Source organism: Bradyrhizobium sp. SZCCHNR1093 (assembly GCF_032381175.1).
Lineage (GTDB): Bacteria > Pseudomonadota > Alphaproteobacteria > Rhizobiales > Xanthobacteraceae > Bradyrhizobium.
In genome coordinates this window covers 212,297-235,280 of the sequence record NZ_JAUHJJ010000008.1, presented here as the reverse complement: position 1 = coordinate 235,280, position 22,984 = coordinate 212,297, and the positions used below count along the sequence as shown (strand labels likewise).

General features: G+C 66.1%; 24 protein-coding genes. 10 read left to right on the top strand and 14 right to left on the bottom strand.

Translation table 11 applies throughout. The annotated features are described in order from the left end of the window. Positions 1–42: 42 nt before the first annotated feature. The 3 genes from QX070_RS24200 to QX070_RS24190 all read right to left on the bottom strand — a co-directional run bounded on the left by QX070_RS24200 (position 43) and on the right by QX070_RS24190 (position 3,818). Complete coding sequence (locus QX070_RS24200; protein ID WP_315739662.1) at positions 43–933, bottom strand: phosphatidylcholine/phosphatidylserine synthase; 891 nt, start codon at positions 931–933, stop codon at positions 43–45. Between the two features lie 86 nt (positions 934–1,019). After that, positions 1,020–1,754, bottom strand: a complete 735-nt coding sequence (locus QX070_RS24195) for a phosphatidylserine decarboxylase (protein WP_315739724.1) — start codon at positions 1,752–1,754, stop codon at positions 1,020–1,022. Between the two features lie 93 nt (positions 1,755–1,847). After that, a complete protein-coding gene (locus tag QX070_RS24190) occupies positions 1,848–3,818 on the bottom strand; it encodes an ABC transporter ATP-binding protein/permease (protein WP_315739661.1) in 1,971 nt (656 codons plus the stop codon). A gap of 242 nt (positions 3,819–4,060) precedes the next feature. Here QX070_RS24190 and QX070_RS24185 point away from each other — a divergent pair, with 242 nt between their 5' ends. After that, the gene (locus QX070_RS24185) at positions 4,061–4,663 is read left to right on the top strand and encodes a TIGR00730 family Rossman fold protein (RefSeq protein WP_315739659.1); all 603 of its coding nucleotides are present in this window, start codon (positions 4,061–4,063) and stop codon (positions 4,661–4,663) included. A 3-nt stretch (positions 4,664–4,666) separates the two neighbouring features. On the opposite strand, the gene QX070_RS24180 is transcribed toward QX070_RS24185, so the two are convergent. The 5 genes from QX070_RS24180 to QX070_RS24160 form a co-directional block, all read right to left on the bottom strand. Further along, complete coding sequence (locus QX070_RS24180; RefSeq protein ID WP_315739658.1) at positions 4,667–5,044, bottom strand: VOC family protein; 378 nt, start codon at positions 5,042–5,044, stop codon at positions 4,667–4,669. A 120-nt stretch (positions 5,045–5,164) separates the two neighbouring features. Beyond that, positions 5,165–6,778: a citramalate synthase gene (cimA, locus tag QX070_RS24175; RefSeq protein WP_315739656.1), complete on the bottom strand. Its 1,614-nt coding sequence runs from the start codon at positions 6,776–6,778 to the stop codon at positions 5,165–5,167. Next, positions 6,775–7,278 (bottom strand): GNAT family N-acetyltransferase, encoded by a 504-nt coding sequence (locus tag QX070_RS24170; protein ID WP_315739655.1) that lies wholly within the window; start codon positions 7,276–7,278, stop codon positions 6,775–6,777. Before QX070_RS24170 ends, cimA begins: the two co-directional genes overlap by 4 nt. A 113-nt stretch (positions 7,279–7,391) precedes the next feature. Next, a complete protein-coding gene (gene cysS, locus QX070_RS24165; RefSeq protein WP_315739654.1) occupies positions 7,392–8,801 on the bottom strand; it encodes a cysteine--tRNA ligase in 1,410 nt (469 codons plus the stop codon). Positions 8,802–8,873: 72 nt separating this feature from the next. Further along, positions 8,874–9,161, bottom strand: coding sequence for a hypothetical protein (locus tag QX070_RS24160; protein ID WP_315739653.1), 288 nt, complete (start codon positions 9,159–9,161; stop codon positions 8,874–8,876). A 29-nt stretch (positions 9,162–9,190) separates the two neighbouring features. Between QX070_RS24160 and QX070_RS24155 the strand changes: the two genes are divergently transcribed. Both QX070_RS24155 and QX070_RS24150 read left to right on the top strand, forming a co-directional pair. Then, complete coding sequence (locus QX070_RS24155) at positions 9,191–9,499, top strand: hypothetical protein (protein WP_315739652.1); 309 nt, start codon at positions 9,191–9,193, stop codon at positions 9,497–9,499. A gap of 153 nt (positions 9,500–9,652) precedes the next feature. Further along, complete coding sequence (locus QX070_RS24150; protein ID WP_315739651.1) at positions 9,653–10,807, top strand: DUF2865 domain-containing protein; 1,155 nt, start codon at positions 9,653–9,655, stop codon at positions 10,805–10,807. 22 nt (positions 10,808–10,829) lie between these two features. Here the strand turns inward: QX070_RS24150 and QX070_RS24145 are convergent, their stop codons facing one another. Genes QX070_RS24145 through QX070_RS24135 form a run of 3 tightly spaced genes read right to left on the bottom strand, consistent with a single transcriptional unit; the run spans position 10,830 to position 13,972 of the window. Then, entirely contained in the window at positions 10,830–12,218 is a 1,389-nt protein-coding gene (locus QX070_RS24145; protein WP_315739650.1) for a nitrilase-related carbon-nitrogen hydrolase, read from the bottom strand. Positions 12,219–12,230: 12 nt separating this feature from the next. Beyond that, a complete protein-coding gene (locus QX070_RS24140; protein ID WP_315739649.1) occupies positions 12,231–12,584 on the bottom strand; it encodes a diacylglycerol kinase in 354 nt (117 codons plus the stop codon). Further along, positions 12,584–13,972: a class II 3-deoxy-7-phosphoheptulonate synthase gene (locus QX070_RS24135; protein ID WP_315739648.1), complete on the bottom strand. Its 1,389-nt coding sequence runs from the start codon at positions 13,970–13,972 to the stop codon at positions 12,584–12,586. Before QX070_RS24135 ends, QX070_RS24140 begins: the two co-directional genes overlap by 1 nt. A gap of 170 nt (positions 13,973–14,142) precedes the next feature. On the opposite strand from QX070_RS24135, the gene QX070_RS24130 reads away from it, so the two are divergent. After that, positions 14,143–15,015, top strand: coding sequence for an alpha/beta fold hydrolase (locus tag QX070_RS24130; RefSeq protein WP_315739647.1), 873 nt, complete (start codon positions 14,143–14,145; stop codon positions 15,013–15,015). Between the two features lie 700 nt (positions 15,016–15,715). Continuing rightward, complete coding sequence (locus QX070_RS24125; protein WP_315739646.1) at positions 15,716–16,450, top strand: metallophosphoesterase family protein; 735 nt, start codon at positions 15,716–15,718, stop codon at positions 16,448–16,450. A gap of 45 nt (positions 16,451–16,495) precedes the next feature. On the opposite strand, the gene QX070_RS24120 is transcribed toward QX070_RS24125, so the two are convergent. Continuing rightward, a complete protein-coding gene (locus tag QX070_RS24120) occupies positions 16,496–16,636 on the bottom strand; it encodes a hypothetical protein (RefSeq protein WP_315739645.1) in 141 nt (46 codons plus the stop codon). A 194-nt stretch (positions 16,637–16,830) separates the two neighbouring features. On the opposite strand from QX070_RS24120, the gene QX070_RS24115 reads away from it, so the two are divergent. From QX070_RS24115 to QX070_RS24095, 5 genes are all read left to right on the top strand, one after another. Next, positions 16,831–18,543, top strand: a complete 1,713-nt coding sequence (locus QX070_RS24115) for a jacalin-like lectin (RefSeq protein WP_315739644.1) — start codon at positions 16,831–16,833, stop codon at positions 18,541–18,543. A 139-nt stretch (positions 18,544–18,682) separates the two neighbouring features. After that, a complete protein-coding gene (locus QX070_RS24110) occupies positions 18,683–19,006 on the top strand; it encodes a metalloregulator ArsR/SmtB family transcription factor (protein WP_315739643.1) in 324 nt (107 codons plus the stop codon). Next, positions 19,003–19,413 carry an SRPBCC domain-containing protein gene (locus QX070_RS24105; protein ID WP_315739641.1) on the top strand — a complete coding sequence of 137 codons (411 nt, stop codon included), beginning with the start codon at positions 19,003–19,005 and terminating at the stop codon, positions 19,411–19,413. The genes QX070_RS24110 and QX070_RS24105 overlap by 4 nt, the downstream gene beginning before the upstream one ends. A gap of 36 nt (positions 19,414–19,449) precedes the next feature. After that, on the top strand, positions 19,450–19,671 hold the full coding sequence (locus QX070_RS24100) for a hypothetical protein (RefSeq protein ID WP_315739639.1): 222 nt from the start codon (positions 19,450–19,452) through the stop codon (positions 19,669–19,671). 173 nt (positions 19,672–19,844) lie between these two features. Further along, entirely contained in the window at positions 19,845–20,480 is a 636-nt protein-coding gene (locus QX070_RS24095) for a LysE family translocator (RefSeq protein WP_315739638.1), read from the top strand. Between the two features lie 199 nt (positions 20,481–20,679). On the opposite strand, the gene QX070_RS24090 is transcribed toward QX070_RS24095, so the two are convergent. Continuing rightward, a complete protein-coding gene (locus tag QX070_RS24090) occupies positions 20,680–21,438 on the bottom strand; it encodes a DUF4336 domain-containing protein (protein ID WP_315739637.1) in 759 nt (252 codons plus the stop codon). 145 nt (positions 21,439–21,583) lie between these two features. Beyond that, a complete protein-coding gene (gor, locus tag QX070_RS24085; RefSeq protein ID WP_315739636.1) occupies positions 21,584–22,969 on the bottom strand; it encodes a glutathione-disulfide reductase in 1,386 nt (461 codons plus the stop codon). Between the last annotated feature and the right edge of the window lie 15 nt (positions 22,970–22,984).

Sequence of the window (22,984 nt, the reverse complement as noted above, 5' to 3'; positions counted from 1 at the left end):
CCGAAGCCGGCAAAGCGCGCGCTGGGTCTTGGGGCCCTGCGCTCAGTGCAGCCGTTCCGGCGGCCGCTGCCCCTGCTCCGCCGCTGGCGCGCCGGTCGGCGCAAAAGCCGTCGCGGATGAAGACGAGGCGTGCGGCGCTGCAGCCGCGGCACCAAGGACCGCGGAGTGCCGCGCCGCCTGCTGCCGATACAGCCGCCAGCCGAACGGAAGGCTCAGGATGTAGAGGATCGATCCTGCCGACAGGATGTGCCAGGGATAGACCACCAGCAGCGCCACGAAGAACACCACCGAGGCGAACACTGGCAGTACGAGTTCGGGCGAGACGCGCATCCGCGTGGTCTTGCCGGAGAACACCGGCAGCCGCGACACCATCAGGAAGGCGATCAGCAGCGTGTAGAAAGCCGTCACCAGCGCCGGCGGCCTCGGCAGATCCAGGAACGCCAGATAGACCGGCAGCAGCACCGTGATGGCGCCAAGCGGGGCCGGCACGCCGGTGAAGAAATTGGCGGCGAAGGGCGGCTTATTGGGATCGTCAATGCTGGCATTGAAGCGCGCCAGCCGCAGGCCGCCGCTGATGGCGTACATCATGGCGGCGATCCAGCCGCCGTCGCGCAGCTCATGGAGCTGCCAGAAATACAGGATCAGACCGGGCGCCACGCCGAAATTGACGAAATCGGCCAGGCTGTCGAGTTCGGCGCCGAACTTCGACTGGCCCTTGATCATGCGGGCGATGCGGCCGTCGATGCCGTCCAGGAAGGCAGCGAAGACAATGGCGCCGACGGCGAGCTCCATCCGCCCCTCGGTCGACAGCCGGATTGCGGTCAGGCCGGCGCAGATCGCCAACAAGGTAATCATGTTCGGCACCAGCAGCCGCACCGGGATCGGGCGGAAACGGCGCCGGCGCAGTTCGGGAGAGTTCGGATCGAAGCTCATGATCACACCACGTGTGGGTTGGTCGGAACCTTGTGTCGGAAGGTGCCTCAAGGACCTTTAATGAGTCATCATCGGCCGACGACGGTTCACTGGCTCCGGAAGGTCAGGCCGGGCACGGGCACGTCGAAATCGGCCAGGATCGTCTCGCCGGCAATGGCCGTCTGCCCCTCCGAGACCAGAACTTCCGTGCCGTCAGGCAGATAGACGTCGAGCCGCGAGCCGAAGCGGATCAGGCCGAAGCGCTCGCCAGCCCCGATGGTCTGCCCCTCGCGCACGAACGACACGATCCGGCGCGCCACGAGGCCGGCGATCTGGACCACGCCGATGCGGCCATGCGGCGTCGAGATCGCGAGCGAGTTGCGCTCGTTGTCCTCGCTCGCCTTGTCGAGCTCGGCGTTGATGAAGGCCCCCGGACGGTAGGAGATCTTCTCGATCCGGCCGGCCACCGGGCTGCGGTTCACATGCACGTTGAACACGCTCATGAAGATCGAGACCCGCAGCAGCGGCCGGTCGCCGAGGCCGAGCTCGGCCGGCGGCAGGGCGCGCGTGATCATGGAGATGCGCCCGTCGGCCGGCGCCACCACCAGCCCTTCCCGCTGCGGCGTGACCCGGATCGGGTCGCGGAAGAACAGCGCGCACCAGACGGTGAGCAGCGTGCCGATCCAGCCGAGCGGGGTGAATATCCAGAACAGGATCAGGCTGACGAGGGCAAATCCCCCGATGAAGGGATAACCTTCCGGGTGGATCGGCGGGATCTGAGCGCGGATGGAATTGCTGATCGACATGGCCTGCTTCGTTGAGTGTTGTCGCTCTGACCTCAGAGCGGACCGCCGCCTTGACTAGGTCGATGGCCGGCGAAGGTCAAAATGAATCCTTAATGCATTCTTGAGTTCAGATCAGGGCGGTCCGCGGCATCATTCGGCGGCACTCGCCACCTGGCCGGTCCGATCGGGCCCGACCGCGTCCGGCTCGCTCCGATCCGGCGGATTGCGGTTCGGCGCCGCCGCATCGTCGCCGATTTGCGCCAATTTTTCGCGCGCCTCCTCGGCCTCGCGCTGCCGGTTCCACATGCCGGCATACAGCCCGCCTTTGCCCAGCAGCTCGGCATGGGTGCCGCGCTCGGCAATTCGCCCCCGGTCGAGCACGATGATCTCGTCGGCCGCCACGATGGTCGAAAGCCGGTGCGCGATCACGAGCGAGGTGCGATTGCGCGACACGCTATCGAGCGCCTCCTGGATCTCGTGCTCGGTATGGCTGTCCAGCGCCGAGGTCGCCTCGTCCAGCACGAGGATCGGCGGCCCCTTCAGGATGGTGCGGGCAATCGCAACGCGCTGCTTCTCCCCACCGGAGAGCTTGAGGCCGCGCTCGCCCACCTGCGTCTCGTACCCCTTCGGCGCCATCCGGATCAGACCGTCGATCTGCGCGAGGCGGGCCGCCTCCTCGACGGCGGCGTCGTCGGCATCCCAGCGTCCGTAGCGGATGTTGTAGCGGATGGTGTCGTTGAACAGCACGGTGTCCTGCGGCACCATGCCGATCTGGGCGCGCAGCGACACCTGGGTGACGTCACGGATGTCCTGCCCATCGATCAGGATGCGGCCGCCGGAGACGTCGTAGAGGCGAAACAGCAGCCGCGAGATGGTCGACTTGCCGGCACCTGACGGACCCACGATCGCGACCGTCTTGCCGGCCGGCACCTCGAAGCTCAAGCCCTGCAGGATCGGCCGCTCCGGCTCATAGGCGAAGCGGACGTCCTCGAAGCGGACATGGCCGGAGGTTACCACCAAAGGCGTCGCCCCGGGTGAATCGTTCACCTCGGCATCGCGCGTGAGCACGCCGAACATCTTCTCGATGTCGATGATCGCCTGCTTGATCTCGCGGTAGACCATGCCCATGAAGTTCAGCGGCTGGTAGAGCTGGATCATCATGCTGTTGATCATGACGAAGTCGCCGACCGTGTTGCGGCCCTGGCGCACGCCCTGGGCGCACATCAGCATCGCCACCGTCAGCCCGATCGTGAAGATCACGGCCTGCCCGGCGTTGAGCACCGCGAGCGAGGTATAGGTCTTCACGCTGGCGCGCTCGTAGCGCTCCATGGAACGGTCATAGCGCTCGGCCTCGCGCGCCTCGGCGCCGAAATATTTCACCGTCTCATAGTTCAAGAGCGAGTCGATCGCCTTGGTGTTGGCGTCGGTGTCCGAGTCGTTCATGCGGCGCCGGATCTCGATGCGCCACTCGGTCGCAATGTAGGTGTAGTAGAGATAGGCTGCGACCATGGTGAGCGTGACCAGCACGTAGCGCCAGTCGAACTGCCAGAGCAGCACCGCCGTCAGCAGCGAGACCTCGACGATGGTCGGGATCAGCTGCAGGATCACCATGCGCACGATGGTCTCGATCGCGTTGCGGCCGCGCTCGAGCACGCGGGTCAGGCCGCCGGTCTTGCGCTCCAGGTGAAAGCGCAGCGACAATTCGTGCATGTGGACGAAGGTGATGGTCGCGAGCTTGCGCACCGCATGCATGGCGACGCGGGCAAAAATACCATCTCGCCACTGCGTCAGCACCGCCATCAGGACGCGCATCCCGCCGTAGCTTGCCGTCATGACGAGCGGCGAGGCCACCAGCCAGAACGCCCAGTTGGCGGGCGCAATCGGCGCGGTGTTGGCGCCGGTCAGCGCGTCGGTCGCCCATTTGAAGGTGAAGGGCAGGACCAGCGTCGCGACCTTCGCCACAATCAGCAGCACCACCGACCATAGCACGCGCATCTTCAGGTCGGCGCGATCGCTCGGCCAGATGAAGGGCCACAAATGGCGCAGCGTGCCGGCCAGCGTTCCCTGCTCGAGGGACGATGGCTGGCTGGCGGCTGGTTCGGAGGAGGAATCGGGCGGCATCTAACGTTCTGGAACAGCGAGTGTCTCGGCATGTTGTGATGCCGGCGTTGCTGGTCATATAGAGTGTCCGGGCGCCGGATGCACCCGTGCGTCGGCGGATTCCGTTGCCGCGGCGCAGTATTTGCATACTCCATTCCCAGGCAAATGGATCCATCCAGTCCGCATCATTCCGTGAAAGCCCGCGAATCCACGCCCTCCGCCCTCGTCTTGACGCCTTTCAACTGCAGTGTCACATCCGTCCAATGACTGAAATCCGCACCGTCTGTGTCTATTGCGGCTCCGGCCCCGGGACCAATCCCAGCTTCATCGAATCAGCGAAAGCGCTCGGCAAGGCGCTCGCCGAGAACGGCGTCAGGCTCGTCTATGGCGGCGGCTCCATCGGCATGATGGGCGCGGTTGCCAAGGCGGTGCTCGACCATGGCGGCGACGTCACCGGCATCATTCCGGACTTCCTTGTGAAGAAGGAAGTCATGATGCCGCTGAAGGATCTCATCGTCACGCCCGACATGCATGAACGCAAGCGGCTGATGTTCGAGCATTCCGATGCGTTCGTGGCGCTGCCCGGCGGCATCGGCACGCTCGAGGAGCTGGTCGAGCAGTTAACCTGGAAACAGCTCGGACGCCACGCCAAGCCGGTGCTGATGGCCAACATCGACGGCTTCTGGGAGCCGCTGTTCTCGCTGCTCGCCCATATGCGCGAGACCGAGTTCATCCGCCCCGGCTTCTCGATCGAGCTCTTGAAGGCCGAGCGCGTCGAGGACATCCTGCCGCGCCTGCGCGCGGCTGCCGCCGGCATCGCCAGGGAAGAGACCGAAATGGCACCGGAGATCGCCAAGCGGCTCTGATCCCTACTCCGCGGGAAATGTGACGGCTTCGATCCGGTTGCCGTCGGGATCGAGCACGAAGGCGGCGTAGTAGCGCACGCGATCATGCGGCCGTAGCCCAGGCAGGCCGTCTGAAACACCGCCCGCCTCCAGCGCCGCCGCATGGAATGCATCGACCTCGGCGGTGCTCCTGGCACGGAAGCACAGATGCGAGCCGGTGTCGGACGATACCCGCGCCATCGCGGGGCGCAGATTGATCCAGAACTCCGGATAGGCCTTGCCGAAGCCGATGGTCGCCGGGCGCGCGACCAGGCGCGTCATCCCGAGCGGCGCCAGCGCGAGCTCATAGAAGCGGGCGCTGCGGGCGAGATCGCTGACGCCGACGGAGACGTGGTCGATCATGCGTTACCTCCTGCCCTCTCCTCCGTCATTGCGAGGAGCAGAGCGACGAAGCAATCCAGACTCGATCCGCGGAAAGACTCTGGATTGCTTCGCTTCGCTCGCAATGACGGATACACCATCTCACCCCGGCGCGCCTGACTTCACCAGCTTGTAGAATACCGAATCCATCAGCGCCTGGAACGAGGCATCGATGATGTTCGGCGACACGCCGACCGTGGTCCAGCGCTCGCCCTTTTCGTCCTCGCTCTCGATCAGCACGCGCGTGACCGCCTCGGTGCCGCCATTGAGGATGCGGACGCGATAGTCGATCAGCTTCAGACCATCGATATAGCCCTGGTACTTGCCGAGATCCTTGCGCAGCGCGACGTCGAGCGCATTGACCGGACCGTTGCCCTCGGCCGCCGAGATCAGCCGCTCGCCGGCGACGTCGACCTTGACCACGGCCAGCGCCACCGTGACTCGCTCGCCGAGCGCGTTGTAGCGCTGCTCGACATTGACGTCGAACTGCTCGACCCGGAAGTACTCGGGCACCGAGCCCAGCGTGCGCCGCGCCAGCAGCTCGAACGACGCGTTGGCGGACTCGTAGGCATAGCCCGCGGCCTCGCGCTCCTTCAGCTCCTCGACCAGCCGCGTCAGCTTCGGATCGCTCTTGGTGAAGGGAATGCCACCACGCTCCAGCGCCGCGATCACGTTGGAACGGCCCGCCTGGTCCGATACCAGCACCTTGCGACGATTGCCGACGCTCTCGGGCAGAATGTGCTCATAGGTTTGTGGATCCTTGAGCACGGCCGAGGCATGAATGCCGGTCTTGGTCACGAAGGCGCTCTCGCCCACATAGGGCGCGTGGCGGTTCGGCGCGCGGTTCAGCATGTCGTCGAGCGTCCGCGAGACCTTCATCAGCCCGGCGAGCTGCCGGTCGGAGACGCCAATCTCGAAGCGATCCGAGAACTCCGTCTTCAGCTTCAAGGTCGGGATCAGCGAGCACAGATTGGCGTTGCCGCAGCGCTCGCCGAGCCCGTTCAGCGTGCCCTGGATCTGGCGCACGCCGGCACGCACCGCGGCAAGCGAATTCGCCACCGCCTGTTCGGTGTCGTTGTGGGCGTGGATGCCGAGGTGATCGCCCGGCACGTGCTTGACGACCTCGCCGACGATCGCCTCGATCTCGTGCGGCATGGTGCCGCCATTGGTGTCGCACAACACGACCCAGCGCGCGCCGGCCTCATGTGCCGCGCGTGCGCAGGCCAGCGCGAACTCCGCATTCTCCTTGTAGCCGTCGAAGAAATGCTCGCAGTCGAGCATCACCTCGCGCCCCGCAGCCTTTGCAGCCGTCACGCTGTCGCGGATCGAGGCGAGATTCTCTTCGTTGGTAGTCTCCAGCGCGACGCGCACCTGATAGGCGGATGACTTCGCGACGAAGCAGATCGCGTCTGCCTTGGCCTCCAGCAACGCCGCTACGCCCGGATCGTTGGACACCGAGCGTCCCGCCCGGCGCGTCATCCCGAAGGCGGTGAAGCGGGCGTGGCCGAGCTTGGGCTTGGCGGCGAAGAACTCCGTGTCGAGCGGATTGGCGCCGGGATAGCCGCCCTCGACATAGTCGATGCCGAGATCGTCGAGCAAGCGCGCGATCGCCTGCTTGTCGGCCAGCGTGAAATCGACACCGTTGGTCTGCGCGCCATCGCGCAGGGTGGTGTCGAACAGATAAAGTCGTTCCCTGCTTGTGCCTGCCGTGCTCATGCCTGTGCTCCCCCGGAGCCGAGCGTCTTCTTCATCGTGGTGTTGGCGAGCCACTCGCCATTGATGGAGACGCTATTGCGCTGCTGCGCGACGTAGCCGCGCTTGCGGAAGAATTCGACCGCCGTGTCGCTGGCGTCGACCGACAGACCGGTCGTGCCGCGCGCGCCCGCCAGCTTTTCCAGCGCGTCGCATAGCAGGGCCCCGACGCCCTGCCCCGCCGCGTTCGGATGGACGTAGAGCATGTCGATGTGATCGTTTCCCTTCAGCGCGGCGAAGCCGACCGGCGAGCCCTGCAGGGTCGCAATCAAGGTGAGCTCGGACGCCAACCTCTTGCCGAAGCCCGTCTCATCGTCCGCAGCGGAAGCCCAGGCCTCCTGCTGCACCTCGCTGTAATCGTCACCGGTCAGCTCCTGGATGCTGGCGACGAAGATCGCGGCCAGAACCGGCGCATCAGCGGGAAGAAACGGCCGCAGCGCGGGCCTCGGAAGAGCCTGTCCCATGCGTCACCACATCCCGTAGAGTTTCGTGACCAGCGCCACTGCGCCCGCGATCAGAACCAGCTTGAGCAGGATGTAGTACAGCCAGTGCCGCGGAAACGGCGTGTCGGGCTTGCTCATCGCGCGATCTCCCAGGTCGTGACCGGCTTGCCGTCGGCACCCTTGCCATCCTTCACCACCACGCCGATCGCGGCGAGCTCGTCGCGGAGGCGATCGGACTCCTTGAAGTCCTTGCGCGCGCGAGCCGCGGTGCGCTCGGCGATCAGGCTTTCGACCTTGGCGGCGTCGACGCCTTTGGCCTGCTGCTTTCGCGCCTCCCATTGCGCGACGGTTTCTGACAGGAAGCCCGCAAAACGAAGCGAGCCTGCAAAGGCAGCGCGATCCATCTCGCCGCCGGACGCCGCACGGCTCCGCAACGCGTGCAGCTCTGCGATCATCAGCGGCGTGTTGAGGTCGTCGACGAGGGCGGCGATGATCTGAGGCTCCGGCTGCTCGCCCGGCGCATCGGCCGCGACGCGATACCAGTCGTCGAGCGTCTTGGCACTCTCCTCCAGGCCCTTGACCGTCCAATCCGCCGGCGAGCGATAATGCATCTTGAGCATGTTGAGGCGCAACACCTCTCCGGGCCAGTCCGCCAGCAGGTCTCGGATGGTGACGAAGTTGCCGAGGCTCTTCGACATCTTCGCGCCCTCGACCTGGACGAACTCATTGTGCAGCCAGTAGTTCGCCATCACGGACGTGCCATGCGCGCAACGCGACTGCGCGATCTCGTTCTCATGATGCGGGAAGATCAGGTCGAGCCCGCCGCCATGGATGTCGAAGACCTCGCCGAGATAGGCTGCGCTCATCGCCGAGCACTCGATGTGCCAGCCCGGCCGTCCGCGGCCCCACGGGCTGTCCCAGCCCGGCTCGTCCTCCGAGGACTGCTTCCACAGCACGAAGTCCGCCGGGCTCTTCTTGTGCGCATCGACCGCGACGCGCGCGCCGGCGAGTTGCTCGTCGAGCTTGCGGCCCGACAGCGCGCCATAATCCGGCATCGACCGGGTATCGAACAGCACCTCTCCGCCCGCCTCGTAGGCATGGCGGCGCGCAATCAGCTGCTGGATTAGCGTCACCATATCCGCCTTGCCATCAGGGCGCGGCAGCACGAAATCGGTGGCGCGCGGCTCGAAGGTCGGCGGCAGGCTGCCGAGCGCAGCCGCGTCGCTGTGGAACTGATTGGCCGTCACCTCCGTGACCTTCCGGATCGCCTCGTTCAGCGGCAGTCCGGGAAAGTCGCGCGCGGCGCGGGCGTTGATCTTGTCATCGACGTCCGTGATGTTGCGGACGTAGGTGACGTGATCCTTGCCATAGAGATGCCGCAGCAGCCGGAACAGCACGTCGAAGACGATGACCGGGCGCGCATTGCCGATATGGGCGAAGTCGTAGACCGTCGGTCCGCAGACATACATGCGGACATTGTTGGGATCGAGCGGCACGAAGGAGCGCTTCTCCCGCGACGCGGTGTCGTACAAACGCAAGTCCATGGTCCGTCCCCGAATGCCCTGTGCTCACCGCCCCGCCGGACCGACAGTCCATGACGAGGCGCAACGGGTGTCCTACGCCGAACGACCGCCCGCGAGCGGGCCGCCACGGCACGAATCACGCTCCCGACCTGCCGGCCGGGCGTCCTGATCATCTCTGTTGAGAAAAGACGGCCTCAGCCAGCGAATCGCTAGCGCGTAATCTCGCGGCAAATGCAGCAGATGGCGAGGAAACCGTTCATGAAACTCACCATGCTGCAGCAGGCTGTCTCCGTCAAGAGCCGCAAAACGGCCGTTTTCACTGCCCAAATGCTCGCGCCCCGCCTCATGGTTAATCATTTTTAACCTTTTGGGCCTAACCATGAGTTGTCTCCTACACCCACCGGTGCACCATGCGAATCTCCTCGGCGCTGCTCGCCTGCTGTGTTCTCCTCGCCGCCGCGACCACCGCCACGGCGGAGAGCCGCATCTTCATCATCGCCAACGAAGCCGACGGCTACGGCGTCGACCAGTGCCTCGCCAAGGGCGACCGATGCGGCGCCTCGGCCGCGCGGTCGTACTGCCAATCACGGGATTTTGCACAGGCCTCCTCCTATCGCCGCGTCGACCCCGATGAAATCACCGGATCGGTGCCGAAAGCTGGCGCAAACTGTGCCCACGGCGGCTGCAGCGACTTCGTCGCGATCACCTGCCAGCGCTGAGACGGCAGGGAACGGCTGTTCCCGCCACCCCGGCGCCCCGGAAACGACGTGACGATGCCCGACAAAGCGGCTATGGGAAGCCCGCCGCTGCCGCGATTTTTCCGAATTCTGTGCTAGTCCCGCGGCTGCACCCATGGACCGGAATACCGCATCTTGATCGCATCCTTGTCTCCGCGCCTGTTGGCCGTCTCTGCGCTGCTCGGATTGACCCTGACCGGCTCGCACGCCCTGGCGCAATCCAGCTCCGAGTCCTATGCGCAGATGCCGCCGGGCCAGCCCGGGCCGCAGGCCGGCGTCAATCCGATCTGCCCGCGTCTGGAAGCGCAGCTCGCCTCGATCGATCGCGGCGGTGGCGGCGATCCCGCGCGTGAGGACCAGATCCGGCGTTATCAGGACGCGGCCGCCAAGCAGCAAGGCGAGCTCGACCGCGTCAGCATGCAGGCCAAGCGCATGGGCTGCGACAGCACCGGCTTCTTCTCGCTGTTCAATGGCCGTTCCGCGGAATGCGCTCCGGTCAACAACCAGATCCAGCAGATGCGAACCAATCTCGACCAGATCACCAACAGCCTGGAGCGGCTGCGCGGCGGCGGGTTTGGTGGTGAGCGCGACAATCAGCGCCGCTCGGTGCTGGCAGCGCTCGGCCAGAACAATTGCGGCCCGCAGTACCAGCAATATGCCAACGCCAATCGCGGCGGCGGCGGCAACTTCCTGACCAGCCTGTTCGGCGGCGGCGCCGACAGCAATCCGGCCGCATCGCTGCCCCCGCCGAGCGCCGATCTCGCGGCGCCGCAGGGCACCTACCGGACCGTGTGCGTACGTAGCTGCGACGGCGCCTATTTCCCGATCTCGTTCGCCACCGTTCCCGGCCGCTTCGCCGACGACGAGCGCGCCTGCAAGGCGCAATGCCCCGCCGCCGATGCGACGCTGTTCACCTATCGCAATCCCGGCGAGGACATGAACCAGGCGGTCTCGGTCAACGGCCAGCCCTACACCGCGCTGCCGAACGCCTTCAAGTATCGCACCGAGTTCAATCCGAGCTGTTCCTGCAAGGCCGCGGGACAGACCTGGGCCGACGCGCTGAAATCGATCGATGACAAGGCCGCGGCCGAGCAGCAGGGCGACATCATCGTCACCGAGGAGAGCGCCAAGCGGATGCAGCAGCGCCAGACCGGTAAGCCGCCTGCGAACGCCGCCCGGAAGGGTGCCGCGCCGGCCGAGGCCGCAGCGCCCGCGACCGCGGACACCACGGGCGCCGGTGGCGACAAGCAGATCCGCACGGTCGGACCGACCTTCATCCCGGCGCGCTGAGCGAGATCGCCGGGTCATCGGGTCATCCTTCGAACGCATCTGAGAACGCGCGGCCAGCGAGATCGGGCGAGATGACTTCGCCCGACGGTCCCAGCGCGTTCGCAGGCTTCCAACGATTGCGCAGCGCTGCGAGACGAACGATCTCGGCCTGGGACATGTCGTCGAATGGAGCGACACCGCCGATCGCGTCACCGATCTCACAGCTATTCCGATCCGACTCCTCGCCTGTAGCGACGGCAAGCGCACCAGAAAGACTCGCCAACGCCAGCAGCAGCGTGCCGCGCACGCGCGCCAGGAGATCGTGACGGGCCCCGCCCGCCAGCGGACCGGGCAGAACCGTTTCGAAGCCGGCCACTGCCGCCGTGATCGGCAACACCTCGGCGGTGACGCCGAGCCGCGCCGCGATTGCAATAGCCCGCGCCTCCTGCGGCATGTCGGGCCCGGACAGCACCACGCCGCGAACCCTCGCAGCTCCCAGCGCATCGACGGCCATCGCCAATGACAGCGCGGATTCGATGCCTCCGGTCAGGCCGAGCACGATGCCGGTGAAGCCGTGCTTCTCGACATGGTCGCCCAGGCCGAGCACGCGGGCCGCGTAGTCCGCCTCGTCGCCCTCGATCAGCGTGGTGACCGGTCCCCGGCACTGCCAGCCATCGTCGCCCCTGCTCCATGCCAAGGTCGTGATTTCAGCGACGAAACCGGGGAGCTGTGCCGCCACCGAGAGATCGGCGTTCAGCGCGAAGGACGCTCCGTCGCACACCTCGCCATCCTGTCCGCCGGCCTGATTGAGCCAGACGAGCGGCAGATCGCTTTCGGTGACGCGGGCCACGGCGGCCGACAGGCGCCGGTCGCCGCCGCCGCGCAGGTAGCATGAGCGGCTCGGCACGACGATGAGCTCGGCCCCGGTTTCTGCCAGCGTCTCGATGACGTTTTCGTAGTTCGAGGATTCTTCGAGCGAGATGTCGTCGCCGATCGCGACGCCGATGCGAACGCCCCGCACGCTGAGCGGGCCGGCAGCCGGGCCGCGCGTGAACAGGCGCTTCTGATCACCATCGGGCAGGTTGGCCTTGAAGCGCGTCGCGGCGATACGGCCGGCGTCGAGCAGCGCGCAGGCGTTGTAGAGCTTGCCGTCCTCGATCCAGGGCGTACCGATCAGCACCGCCGGCCCGCCATCGGCGGTCTCGCGCGCGAGAGCCTCGATCGCGGCCTGGCACGCGGCCTGAAATGCCGGCTGCAGGACGAGGTCCTGCGGCGGATCGCCCGCAATGAACAGCTCCGGCAGCACCACGAGATCGGCGCCGTCGGCCGAAGCCTTCGCGCGCGCCTCGCGCGCCTTGGCGACGTTACCGGCGATGTCGCCGACCGTCGGGTTGAGCTGGGCCAGCGTGATCCTGAAGATGTCAGCGGCCATCGCTCAACTCATTCAAAGCAGCCCAAGCCGCTCGGCGATCGCGAACAGCCAGAAGCTGCCGGACATCAGCAGCGCGACGCCGACCGCGGCCGATCCGAGGTCCTTGACCCGGCCGATCTGCAGATCATGCTCCGTGGTGAGCCGGTCCGCGAGCTTCTCGATCGCGGTGTTGAGCAGCTCGACCACCAGCACCAGCACCACCGCGCAGACCAGCTCGACGCTGCGCATCGGCGTCGCGCCGACGACATAGGCCAGCGGCAGCGCCAGCAGGAACGCAACCACCTCCTCGCGCACCGCCTGCTCGGAGCGGAGCGCGAAGGCCAGGCCGTTGCGCGAGTTGAGCGTCGCGCGCCAGATGCGCAGCATCAGAAGCCCGCGACGGCCGGCATCGGTGCGGACTTGCCGCCGCGCTGCTGCTTCAGCAGCTCGGCGATCAGGAACGCCATGTCGATCGACTGCTCGGCGTTGAGCCTGGGATCGCACACCGTGTGATAGCGGTCGTTGAGATCCTCGTCGGTGATCGCCCGCGCGCCGCCGATGCACTCGGTGACGTCCTTGCCGGTCATCTCCAGATGGATGCCGCCGGCATGGGTGCCTTCCGCGGCATGCACCGCGAAGAACGCACGCACCTCGGCAACGATGCGGTCGAACGGCCGCGTCTTGTAGCCCGAGGTCGAGGTGATGGTGTTGCCGTGCATCGGATCGCACGACCACACCACCTTGCGCCCTTCCCGCTGCACCGCGCGGATCAGTCCCGGCAGATGATCGCCGACCTTGTCGGCGCCGAAGCGGTTGATCAGGGTCAGCCGGCCCGGCTCGTTGTCGGGATTGAGGATGTCGATCAGCTTCAGCAGCTCGTCGGGCTTCAGCGAGGGGCCGCATTTCAGGCCGATCGGGTTCTTGATGCCGCGGAAATATTCGACATGGCCGTGATCGAGCTGCCGGGTGCGGTCGCCGATCCAGATGAAATGGCCCGAGGTCGCGTACCAGTCGCCAGTGGTGGAATCGACGCGGGTGAAGGCCTGCTCATAGCCGAGCAGCAACGCCTCGTGGCTGGTGTAGAAGTCGGTGGCACGCAGCTCCGGATGGCTCTCGAGGTCGAGGCCGCAGGCGCGCATGAAGTTGAGCGCCTCGGAGATGCGGTCGGCGAGCTCCTTGTAGCGCCGCGACTGCGGGCTATCCTTGACGAAGCCGAGCATCCATTGATGCACGCTGCCGAGATTGGCGAAGCCGCCGGTGGCGAACGCGCGAAGCAGGTTCAAGGTCGCCGCCGACTGCCGGTAGGCGTCGAGCTGGCGGCGCGGATCGGGAATGCGCGCCTCGGGCGTGAAGGCGGTGTCGTTGACGATGTCGCCGCGATAGCTCGGCAGCTCGACGCCATTGATCTTCTCGGTCGGCGACGAGCGCGGCTTGGCGAACTGGCCGGCGATGCGGCCGACCTTCACCACCGGCACCGCGCCGGCATAGGTCATGACCACGGCCATCTGCAGCAGCACGCGGAAGAAGTCGCGGATGTTGTTGGCGCCGTGCTCGGCGAAGCTCTCGGCGCAGTCGCCGCCCTGCAGCAGGAAGGCCTGGCCGGCCGAAACCCGCGCCAGCGCTTTCTTCAGGTTGCGCGCCTCGCCGGCGAACACCAGCGGCGGGAAGGTCGCAAGCTGCGCCTCGACCTCGGCCAGCGCCTTCTGGTCGGGATAGTCAGGCACCTGCTGCACCGGCTTGGAACGCCAGCTCTCCGGGCTCCAGCGCTCGGTCATGGCTTCAACTCCCTTGCGAATACCGCGCGTTCATCCCCTACTGCGGCGCGCGCCTTATACACAGCCTGCCTCCGCGCCGCCACTTGGAATTTAGGGCGCAGACACAAGGGCTTGCACCGCAAGCCGAATTTGACTTTGCTGCGGCTCGGCGCGTGATGGGAGGACGAGGCGTGGGCGAGACGGGATCCAATGGCGTTTCGAGTGAGGATCTGACCATTACGGCCATCGACGGCTTTGAACTCGCGGGCACCCTGTTCGCGCCGCGCGGTACACCCGCGCATGCCGTGCTGATCAATTCCGGGGCGGCGATCCCGCGCCGGATCTATCGCGGCTTCGCTGCTCATCTTGCCCAGCAGGGTTGCGCGGTTCTGACCTACGACTATCGCGGGATCGGCGGCAGCCGTCCCCTCTCCCTGAAGGGCTTTGCGGCCTCGATGACCGACTGGGCCGCACTCGACATCACCGGCGCGGTCGGTTGGATGCGTGCGCGCTACGGTGCGCTGCCGCTGCGCTATGTCGGCCACTCCTTCGGCGGCCAGACGCTCGGCCTGCTCGCCAACAACACCGAGGTGTCGCGCGCCCTCTTCATCGCCTCGCAGGCCGGCTATTGGAAGCTCATGGCCCCGGGCGAACGCTGGCGCGTGGCGACGATGCTCAACGGCGTTGGCGTCCCGCTGACTCATGCGCTGGGTTACACGCCGGGCTGGAGTGGCGTCGGCGAGGACCTGCCGAAGGGTGTCTTCCTGCAATGGGTGCGCTGGATCATGAGCCCGCGCTATCTGTTCGATGACGCATCGCTGCCGCTTGCCAACTACGCCAACTTCAAGAGTCCCGTCCGGGCGCTGTGCCTCGCCGACGATCCCTGGGCGACGCGGCCGGCGGTCGAGCTGCTGTGCGCTGGTTATACGGGCACGACGCCGGAGCTGCTCAGCATCGCGCCGCAGGACGTCGGCGCGTCCGCAATCGGCCATATGGGCTTCTTCCGCGCGGCGCATCGCGACACGCTGTGGCGCAGCGCGACGGAGTGGCTGCTCGAAAGCTGACGCGATTGGTTCGTCATGGCCCATGAGCGAGCGCTCCCGCGGCAGGTGCTGCCCGAGCTGTGCTGATGTCGTTCACCCTCATCAAGTCGGAGGGCGCAGGGAATGCCGGGTGAAGGCCTCACCCATGGCCCGCCTGCGGAAAAAATGCAGGCGGCAGGTACCACAGGCAAAGCCGTTTCAACCGGCATTCCCTGCGCGACAGTCTTAACGCTTATACGCAGTCTGCCTGGTGCGCCGGGCTTGTTGGCCACCATGCACGCAACGCGCTTACGCGCCTTGCGTGGGACACCAGCATCGGGGTGTCAGCACGCTGCGACTTCACGTCCGCGCCAAGCCGTTCGTCCGCGTGTCCGAAGACACGCTGCGGCTTACTCGCGGCCATCGCTCCCCGCCCCGCGTGTCGTGACGATCGCGCGCAACGCCCCTCCGAGTGAGGCGGGATGCGCGCAATAGAGCATGATTTCTGATATTCGTAAAGAAGAATCTTCGTCGGAACGACCGCTTTTGCCGTCGACAGAACCGCGAGCGTAGCGACATCCGGCCTCGGCCCACTGATTGTCGTCCTCATCCGCAGCGTGCTACTGATCGTGCCAAGCGCCGATTTGACCATCAGCTTGCGGGCGCGTCTCAAAGTGCAGCTAAAGCGAACGGTTCATTGCATGGCAACGCCCTGCCCGCCGTTCCCTGAACGGAGGCTCTCATGCGGTTTGCGGCCATCGCCGACATCCACGGAAATTGCGACGCGCTGGCGGCCGTGCTGGCCGACATCGCTTCGCTTGGCATTGATGACGTCGTCAATCTCGGCGACCATCTCAGCGGCCCGCTCGCGCCGATACAGACGGCCGAGATGCTGATGGCACGCGATTTCCCGTCGGTCAGGGGCGATCAGGACCGGCATATGATCGATCGGCATCGTGCCGGAGATTTGTCCCGCGGGGACGTACGTGCGCTCCGGCAGGAGCAAGTCGCGTGGCTGGCGGCACAGCCGGCGACGTTGCTGTATCGCGATGAGGTGTTCCTGTGTCACGCCGCCCCGGACGACGATGCGGCGTTCTGGCTCGAAGGGATCACGGAGGGCGACACACCGCGTCCAAGCAATCTTGCCAGCATCGAAGCGCGGGCCGCCGGCATCGATGCCTCGCTGATTTTGTGCGGGCACAGCCACATTCCGCGCATCGTCCGGCTCGGCGATGGCCGGCTGATCGTCAATCCCGGCAGCGTCGGGCTGCCGGGCTATCGGATCTCCACGCCCAAGCGCTATCACGTGCAGACTGGCACGCCGGACGCCTGCTATGCGATCGCAGAGCGCCGAGATGGATGCTGGTCATTGACGTTTCGCTACGTGCCTTATGACGGCACAGCGATGGCCGCCCTTGCCCGACGCGGCGGCCGGCCGGACTGGGCCAACGCCATCGCGACGGGATGGGTGGAGTGATCGGCCATCACCCGCAATGCTCAGCAAGCAACGACGTCCCTCCCGTCAGACGGCCAGCAGCAGCCCTGACGCCAGCAGAATGCTCAGGATGATCTTCCTGAACAGCGCGTCGTTGATCTCACGGAAGACAAGGACGCCCAGCGAGCCGGAAGAAGCGGGGTTGGTCGGCCTTTCTCCGCTCGTCATCCCGAACCGCCACTATGGCCGCCGACGATCGGAGAGCGCAGGCGAAAGGGCCGTGCGGAAGCGCAGCAACTCCAGCTTGCACCCGCTGTTCCGACACGCCGCGCAGAGAACATGCATCGATCCGTCATCAGGCCGACACGCGACAGATGATATCGCGCGCCCCGTTATCCGGCATCATCGAGGGGATTCGACCAATGACACTTCGCCTATGGGCGGGCGCAATCGCGCTTGGATGCGCCAGTCTGCTCGGCAGCGCGCTACACGCAGCCGACGGAACGTTCAGCACGCTGACCTACAACGTGGCGGAAACGCCGACCGCCTATAACGGCGGCAGCGACGCACATTCGCGCGTGATCAGCTGCTACCTGCGCCAGTTCGGCATCGTCAACGTGCAGGAGGATTTTCTCTGGCACGCCGCGCTCTATGACACCTGCGACAACCATCCGTATCGCACGCCGACCTCGGGCACGGCCGGCATCGGCGACGGCATGAACACACTCAGCACCTACGCGTTCGACGATCTCGATCGCGTCACCTGGACCAAGCGGGCCGATTCCGACGCGCTGACGCCGAAGGGATTCTCCCTGGTCCGCACTCGCCTCGCCGAGGGCGTCTATCTCGACTTCTACAACCTGCACGCCCAGTCCGGCACGTCCTCCACCGATCTCGCCTATAGCGAGTCCGACGTGGTGCAGATCCTGAGCTACATCGAGGCGAATTCCGCCGGCAATGCCGTCATGGTGATGGGCGACACCAACACGCGCTACACGCGGGCCGGCCAGAACATGTGGGAATTCCTGCATCACGGCTTCAGCGATGCCTGGATCGAGACGATGCGCGGCGGCAGCGTGCCTCCGATCGGCGCTGCATTGGTCTGCGGCGATCCCCAGACGGCACGGCCGGATTGCGAGATCGTCGACAAGGTGCTGTGGCGCAACAACGGCGTCCTCAACCTGCAGGCCACGTCCTATGTCGACCGGCAGGACGCGCTCGATTCGAGCGGCGCGCAGCTCTCCGACCATCACCCGATCGAGGTGAAGTGGAGCTTCTCGACGGCCGCGAACCGCAGGCTGAGCGATCAGTTCGGCGGCCCGCATGGCACGAGCTACAATGATTCATCGGCGCTGCCCGCCGATCCCGCGGTCAGCAAGCTGACCATCCGCACCGGAAGCCGGGTCGACCAGGTCGAACTGACGCTCTCCAACGGCTATGTCTACAGCCATGGCGGCACCGGCGGCACGGCGCAGAGCCTGACGCTCGGCAGCGGCGAATATCTCACCTCGGTCGGTCTGTGCAGCGATCAGTACCAGGGCCATACGCGCATCTTCCGGATTGCGTTCACCACCAGCACGGGCCGCACGCTGGCGGGCGGCGCGACCACCGCGACCTGCACCAGCTACGCCGCGCCGAGCGGCTGGCAGATCACCGGCTTCCATGGCCGGTCCGGTGACGGGATCGACAAGCTCGGCGTCGTCTACGCGCCGGTCTCCAGCGCCGCGCCACCATCGCGCCAGCCGGTCCGCATCGTCAACCGCACGTCCGCGCTGTGCATGGACGTCAATGGCGGCGCGATGGCCGACGGCACGGCCGTGATCCAGTGGTACTGTTCCGGCGCCGCCAACCAGACCTGGAGCTACGACGACGCCAGCGGCATGATCCGCAGCATGCAGGATCCGCACTACTGCGTGGACAACAACGGCACCTATGGCGATGGTGCACAACTGATCATCTGGACCTGCACCGGCAACAACAACCAGCGCTTCCGCTATGATGCTGCGACCGGCACGATCGCGCTGCGCAGCTATGCCATCGAGGTCGTCAGCCAGAACGGCACCTCGGTCGGCAACCAGCTGCTGACCACCGCCGCCACGGCGGTGGGATCGCAGCTGTGGACGCTGACGCCCTGATCGCATCGAGCAGGAGCAGTGATCCGGGCGGCCACGCCGTCCGGATCACATCATCAATCTCCCCCGACAAAGCCTGCGCTTGACATATCCATAACCGAACGGTTATGGGAATATCCATAACCAACGAGTTATGGATTGAATGGCGCGCTCCCCCGACCTCCTGTTCCGGTCCCTCGCCGATCCGACGCGGCGGGCCATCTTCGAAGGCCTGTGCCGGCATGGCGAGCAGACCGTCGGGGCGCTGACGGCCAAGGCCGGCGTATCGCAGCCGGCGGTGTCGAAGCATCTCGGCCTGCTCAAGCAGGCGGGCCTCGTGCGGGAGCGTCACGAAGGCCGCCAGACGCATTACCGTGCGCAACCGAAGGCGCTGGCGCCGCTGCTCGACTGGACCAGCCGGATGGCTGCGTTCTGGGAGAGCCGGTTCGACGAACTCGACACTCTGCTCAACAGGATGGATCAATGAGCTCACCTGCGCCAGAAACCCGCACCGTCGTCGTCGAGCGCGAATTCGCGCATCCGCCCGAAAAACTCTGGCGCGCGCTGACGCAGCCGCATCTGATCGCGGAGTGGCTGATGACCAACGACTTTGCGCCGTCGGTCGATCATCGCTTCAAGCTGAAGGCCGACTGGGGCGTCGTCGACTGCCAGGTCGTGACCATCGAGCCGCACAAGACGTTGTCCTACACCTGGGCGGCGGCTGGCCTCGACAGCATCGTGACCTGGACGCTGACGCCGACCGCCTTGGGCACGCACCTGCGCATGGAGCAGACCGGCTTCGCAGCCGACCAGACCCGCGCCTATCAGGGCGCACGCTATGGCTGGCCGAAATTCTTCGATGCGCTCGAACAGAGCGTCGCGCGCCTCGGCTGAGGCGTGCGCATCACGACGTCATCAGGGGAGAAGCACTTGAACTGGAACAACACCGTCCGGCAGGTCCATCGCTGGGTATCGATCGCCTTCACGGTCGCCGTCATCGTCAACATCGCCGCGATGACGCAGACGCAAGCCCCGCTGTGGGTCGGCCTGCTGGCGCTGATTCCGCTCATCGTGCTGCTCGGCACGGGGCTGTATCTGTTCGCGCTGCCCTACGTCGCGACGAAGTTGACCGCCTCGCGGGTGGAGCGCTGAACGGGCAATCGCGCCCAGCGGCGTTTTCCGGGAGGGAGTCAAGCCTCTTGGCGATCCGGCAGGTCGAGCGTGCGTCAGCGAAGACGATCGCTGGCCGCCTCCAAGGAACGTCTTGCGTTCGCGGCCGAACCGCCCCCTACTGGCGCGTCTTCCGCCAACGAGGCCATTCTGACGTGAACGCTCTTACGCTCTTCAGCTTCGCCATCGTCGCCTTCATCGGGATCGCGACCCCCGGTCCGACGGTGCTGCTGGCCCTCACCAACGGCTCGCGTGTCGGTGTACGCCGCGCCTGGGCCGGCATCGCCGGCGCGGTGGCTTCGGACTTCATCCTCATCGGCGCCGTCGCGGTCGGCCTGGGCGCGCTGCTGGCCGCTTCCGAATTCTGGTTCTCGGTCGTGAAGTGGATCGGCGTGGCCTACCTCGCCTATCTCGGGCTCATGCTGCTGCGGTCCAGCGGGTCGATCGACCTTGCGGCGTCCGCAGACGGCAAGGACGGGTCACGACAGCCGCACGCGCTGTTTCTGAAAAGCTTCCTCGTCGCGATCACCAATCCAAAGGGCTATCTGTTCTTCTCGGCATTCTTGCCGCAGTTCGTGGTGCCGTCCGCGCCGCAGCTGCCGCAATATCTCACGCTGGCCCTCACCTTCGCGATGCTCGATGTCCTGATCATGCTCGCCTACGCGAGCGCGGGCTCGCAAGCGATGCGTTTCCTCAAGCGCTCCGGTGCCCTCTGGCTCGATCGCATCTGCGGCGGCGCGCTGCTGAGCCTTGCCGGCGCCCTTGCGCTTTACCGGCGAGCCGGCCCCTGACCCGGCCGCGCGTCGCGGTCGTCCACCTACTCCGCCGCCTGCCGCACGTGGCGCTCGGTCACCGTGCGCATCGTCACCAGCTCCTCCGCGGCCGAGGGATGCCTGGCGCCAACCTCAATCGCACGAGCCTATACGTCCGTCGCGGGAAGAGAAAAGCACGGCATCACGAAGGCCGGTCTCATGAAGCCCAGCCGGCGGTTCAAGGCCGCAGCAACCAGCAGAATGCCTCGCGCAGGATCTCGGTGCCGTCAGTCGGGTGCCAGGCGCCATGGGCGATCACGATCCGCTCGGGGTGCCACCCAAGCATGGTCTCGACCGCAGCCCGCAACTCGGGTCGGTGCCGCCAGGTAAATGTCAGCCGGAGTTCGCGCGGCAGGCCGCCATGCGGCGGACCGACGCCCCCGATCCAGCTCAGGTAGCGCGCCAAGCCGGCGCCGATCTTGGCCGGCTCGAAATTCTCCATCAGATCGGTCAGGATCAGCGTGCGCGAAGGGCGATGGAAGAACACGACCTCCGTCATATAGCTGCCGACGACGGGCAAGGTCGCGATCTCATCATCCCAGGGATAGCCACCGCTGCGATCCAACGGCCTGCCCTCGAATTCGATGCGGCCCTTCGCCTTCGCGCGAATGCCCGGCGCCAGATAGATCGCCGCGTCGGGAAAGGTCGCCTGCCAGTCGGGGATCCACCAATAGTGGATGCGATTCGGACCGATGATGTCGCGCACGCGGCCTTCCCGGTCGATCTCGGCCCGCAGTGCCGGCGTCAACGGCGTGGGCGAGTGGATGAACAGATCTCCGGAGGCGCATCGCACCACGGTCATGCGGGTGGGAAACGGAAATTTCAGCCCGGGAATGCCGAAGCGGATCACGGGCCCGTCGACGATCCAGATGTTCTCGGCAACGGGCTTCAGGGTGTTCAGCGGCGGATAGGTCGCAAGGCAATCATCTTGGGACATGCTGGTCGCTCTCCAACCGCTGAACGGTTCCAACGGCAGCAAGCCCGATCGGCCACGGTGTGGACCGTCGTCAGACCGTGAGCACCGGCCCACCGCAGTCGCTACGGACGCCGGCCGCGCACGAGCCCCAAAAGCAGTTGGCGCCCTACTCCGCCGCCTGCCGCACGTGGCGCTCGGTCACCGTGCGCATCGTCACCAGCTCTTCGGCGGCGGAGGGATGCAACGCGATAGTGGCGTCGAAATCGGCCTTGGTCGCCTTCATCTTGATGGCGATGGCCACCGCTTGCGTGATCTCGGCGGCCATGTCGCCGACGATGTGGCAGCCAAGCACGCGATCGCTGGCGCCGTCGACGACGAGCTTCATCAGCACGCGGGTGTCGCGGCCGGACATCGTCGCCTTGATCGGGCGGAAGTTCGTCTTGTAGATGTCGACGCGGTCGTACAGCTCGCGCGCCTGCGTCTCGGTGAGACCGACGGTGCCCACTTCAGGCTGGCAGAACACGGCCGTCGGAATGTCCGCGTGATCGACGCGAACGGTCTTGCCGCCAAACACGGTGTCGGCGAAGGCGTGGCCCTCGCGGATCGCGACCGGCGTCAGGTTGAAGCGATGGGTGACGTCGCCGATCGCGTAGATGCTCGGCACCGAGCTCTGCGAGAACGCATCCACCGCAATGCCGCCGTTCCTCGGATTGATGGCGACGCCGGCCTTCTCCAGGCCGAGATTGGCCACGGCCGGATGGCGGCCGATCGCGAACATCACCTTGTCGGAGGCGATGCTGGAGCCGTTCGACAGATGCGTGGTGTAGTCCTGGCCGTGCTTGTCGACGCTCGTCACCGTGCAGCCGGTCAGGATGGTGATGCCTTCCTTCTCCATCTCGGAGCGGACATGCTTGCGGACGTCCTCGTCGAAGCCGCGCAGGATGTTGTCGCCGCGATAGACGACGGTCACGTCGGAGCCGAAATTGGCGAAGATGCAGGCGAATTCGAGCGCGATGTAGCCGCCGCCCTGGATCAAGATCCGGCGCGGCAGCTCGTCGAGATGAAACGCCTCGTTGGAGGAGATGACGTGCTCGATGCCGGGAATCGGCGTGCCGTGGTTGGGCGCTCCGCCGGTCGCGATGAGAATGTACTTGGCGCGGACGGTCTCGCCGGTCGTCAGCCGCACGGTGTGGGCGTCCTCGAGCACGGCGCGGGTCTTGACGATCTTGGCGCCAGACTTCTCGACGTTGCTGGTGTAGGCCGCCTCGAGCCGCACGATCTCCTTGTCCTTGTTCCTGATCAGCGTCGGCCAGTCGAAGGTCGCGGTCGGGATCGTCCAGCCGAAGCCGGCGGCATCGGCGATTTCCTGGCGGACATGCGAGCCGATCACGAACAGCTTCTTGGGCACGCAGCCGCGGATCACGCAGGTGCCGCCCATGCGGTATTCTTCGGCGACCATCACGCGGGCGCCATAGCCGGCGGCGATACGGGCGGCGCGTACGCCCCCCGAGCCGCCACCGATCACGAACAGGTCGACGTCGAATTCAGCCATCTCTCCCCCGACCTG

Coding starts and splice junctions, on each gene's coding strand:
- gor (WP_315739636.1), bottom strand. CDS start 22,969: ATGGCTGAATTCGACGTCGACCTGTTCGTGATCGGTGGCGGCTCGGGG.
- QX070_RS24135 (WP_315739648.1), bottom strand. CDS start 13,972: ATGACCGAGCGCTGGAGCCCGGAGAGCTGGCGTTCCAAGCCGGTGCAG.
- QX070_RS24090 (WP_315739637.1), bottom strand. CDS start 21,438: ATGTCCCAAGATGATTGCCTTGCGACCTATCCGCCGCTGAACACCCTG.
- cimA (WP_315739656.1), bottom strand. CDS start 6,778: ATGAGCACGGCAGGCACAAGCAGGGAACGACTTTATCTGTTCGACACC.
- QX070_RS24155 (WP_315739652.1), top strand. CDS start 9,191: ATGCGAATCTCCTCGGCGCTGCTCGCCTGCTGTGTTCTCCTCGCCGCC.
- QX070_RS24185 (WP_315739659.1), top strand. CDS start 4,061: ATGACTGAAATCCGCACCGTCTGTGTCTATTGCGGCTCCGGCCCCGGG.
- QX070_RS24115 (WP_315739644.1), top strand. CDS start 16,831: ATGACACTTCGCCTATGGGCGGGCGCAATCGCGCTTGGATGCGCCAGT.
- QX070_RS24160 (WP_315739653.1), bottom strand. CDS start 9,161: ATGGTTAGGCCCAAAAGGTTAAAAATGATTAACCATGAGGCGGGGCGC.
- QX070_RS24145 (WP_315739650.1), bottom strand. CDS start 12,218: ATGGCCGCTGACATCTTCAGGATCACGCTGGCCCAGCTCAACCCGACG.
- cysS (WP_315739654.1), bottom strand. CDS start 8,801: ATGGACTTGCGTTTGTACGACACCGCGTCGCGGGAGAAGCGCTCCTTC.
- QX070_RS24190 (WP_315739661.1), bottom strand. CDS start 3,818: ATGCCGCCCGATTCCTCCTCCGAACCAGCCGCCAGCCAGCCATCGTCC.
- QX070_RS24125 (WP_315739646.1), top strand. CDS start 15,716: ATGCGGTTTGCGGCCATCGCCGACATCCACGGAAATTGCGACGCGCTG.
- QX070_RS24140 (WP_315739649.1), bottom strand. CDS start 12,584: ATGCTGCGCATCTGGCGCGCGACGCTCAACTCGCGCAACGGCCTGGCC.
- QX070_RS24110 (WP_315739643.1), top strand. CDS start 18,683: ATGGCGCGCTCCCCCGACCTCCTGTTCCGGTCCCTCGCCGATCCGACG.
- QX070_RS24105 (WP_315739641.1), top strand. CDS start 19,003: ATGAGCTCACCTGCGCCAGAAACCCGCACCGTCGTCGTCGAGCGCGAA.
- QX070_RS24180 (WP_315739658.1), bottom strand. CDS start 5,044: ATGATCGACCACGTCTCCGTCGGCGTCAGCGATCTCGCCCGCAGCGCC.
- QX070_RS24200 (WP_315739662.1), bottom strand. CDS start 933: ATGAGCTTCGATCCGAACTCTCCCGAACTGCGCCGGCGCCGTTTCCGC.
- QX070_RS24170 (WP_315739655.1), bottom strand. CDS start 7,278: ATGGGACAGGCTCTTCCGAGGCCCGCGCTGCGGCCGTTTCTTCCCGCT.
- QX070_RS24120 (WP_315739645.1), bottom strand. CDS start 16,636: ATGACGAGCGGAGAAAGGCCGACCAACCCCGCTTCTTCCGGCTCGCTG.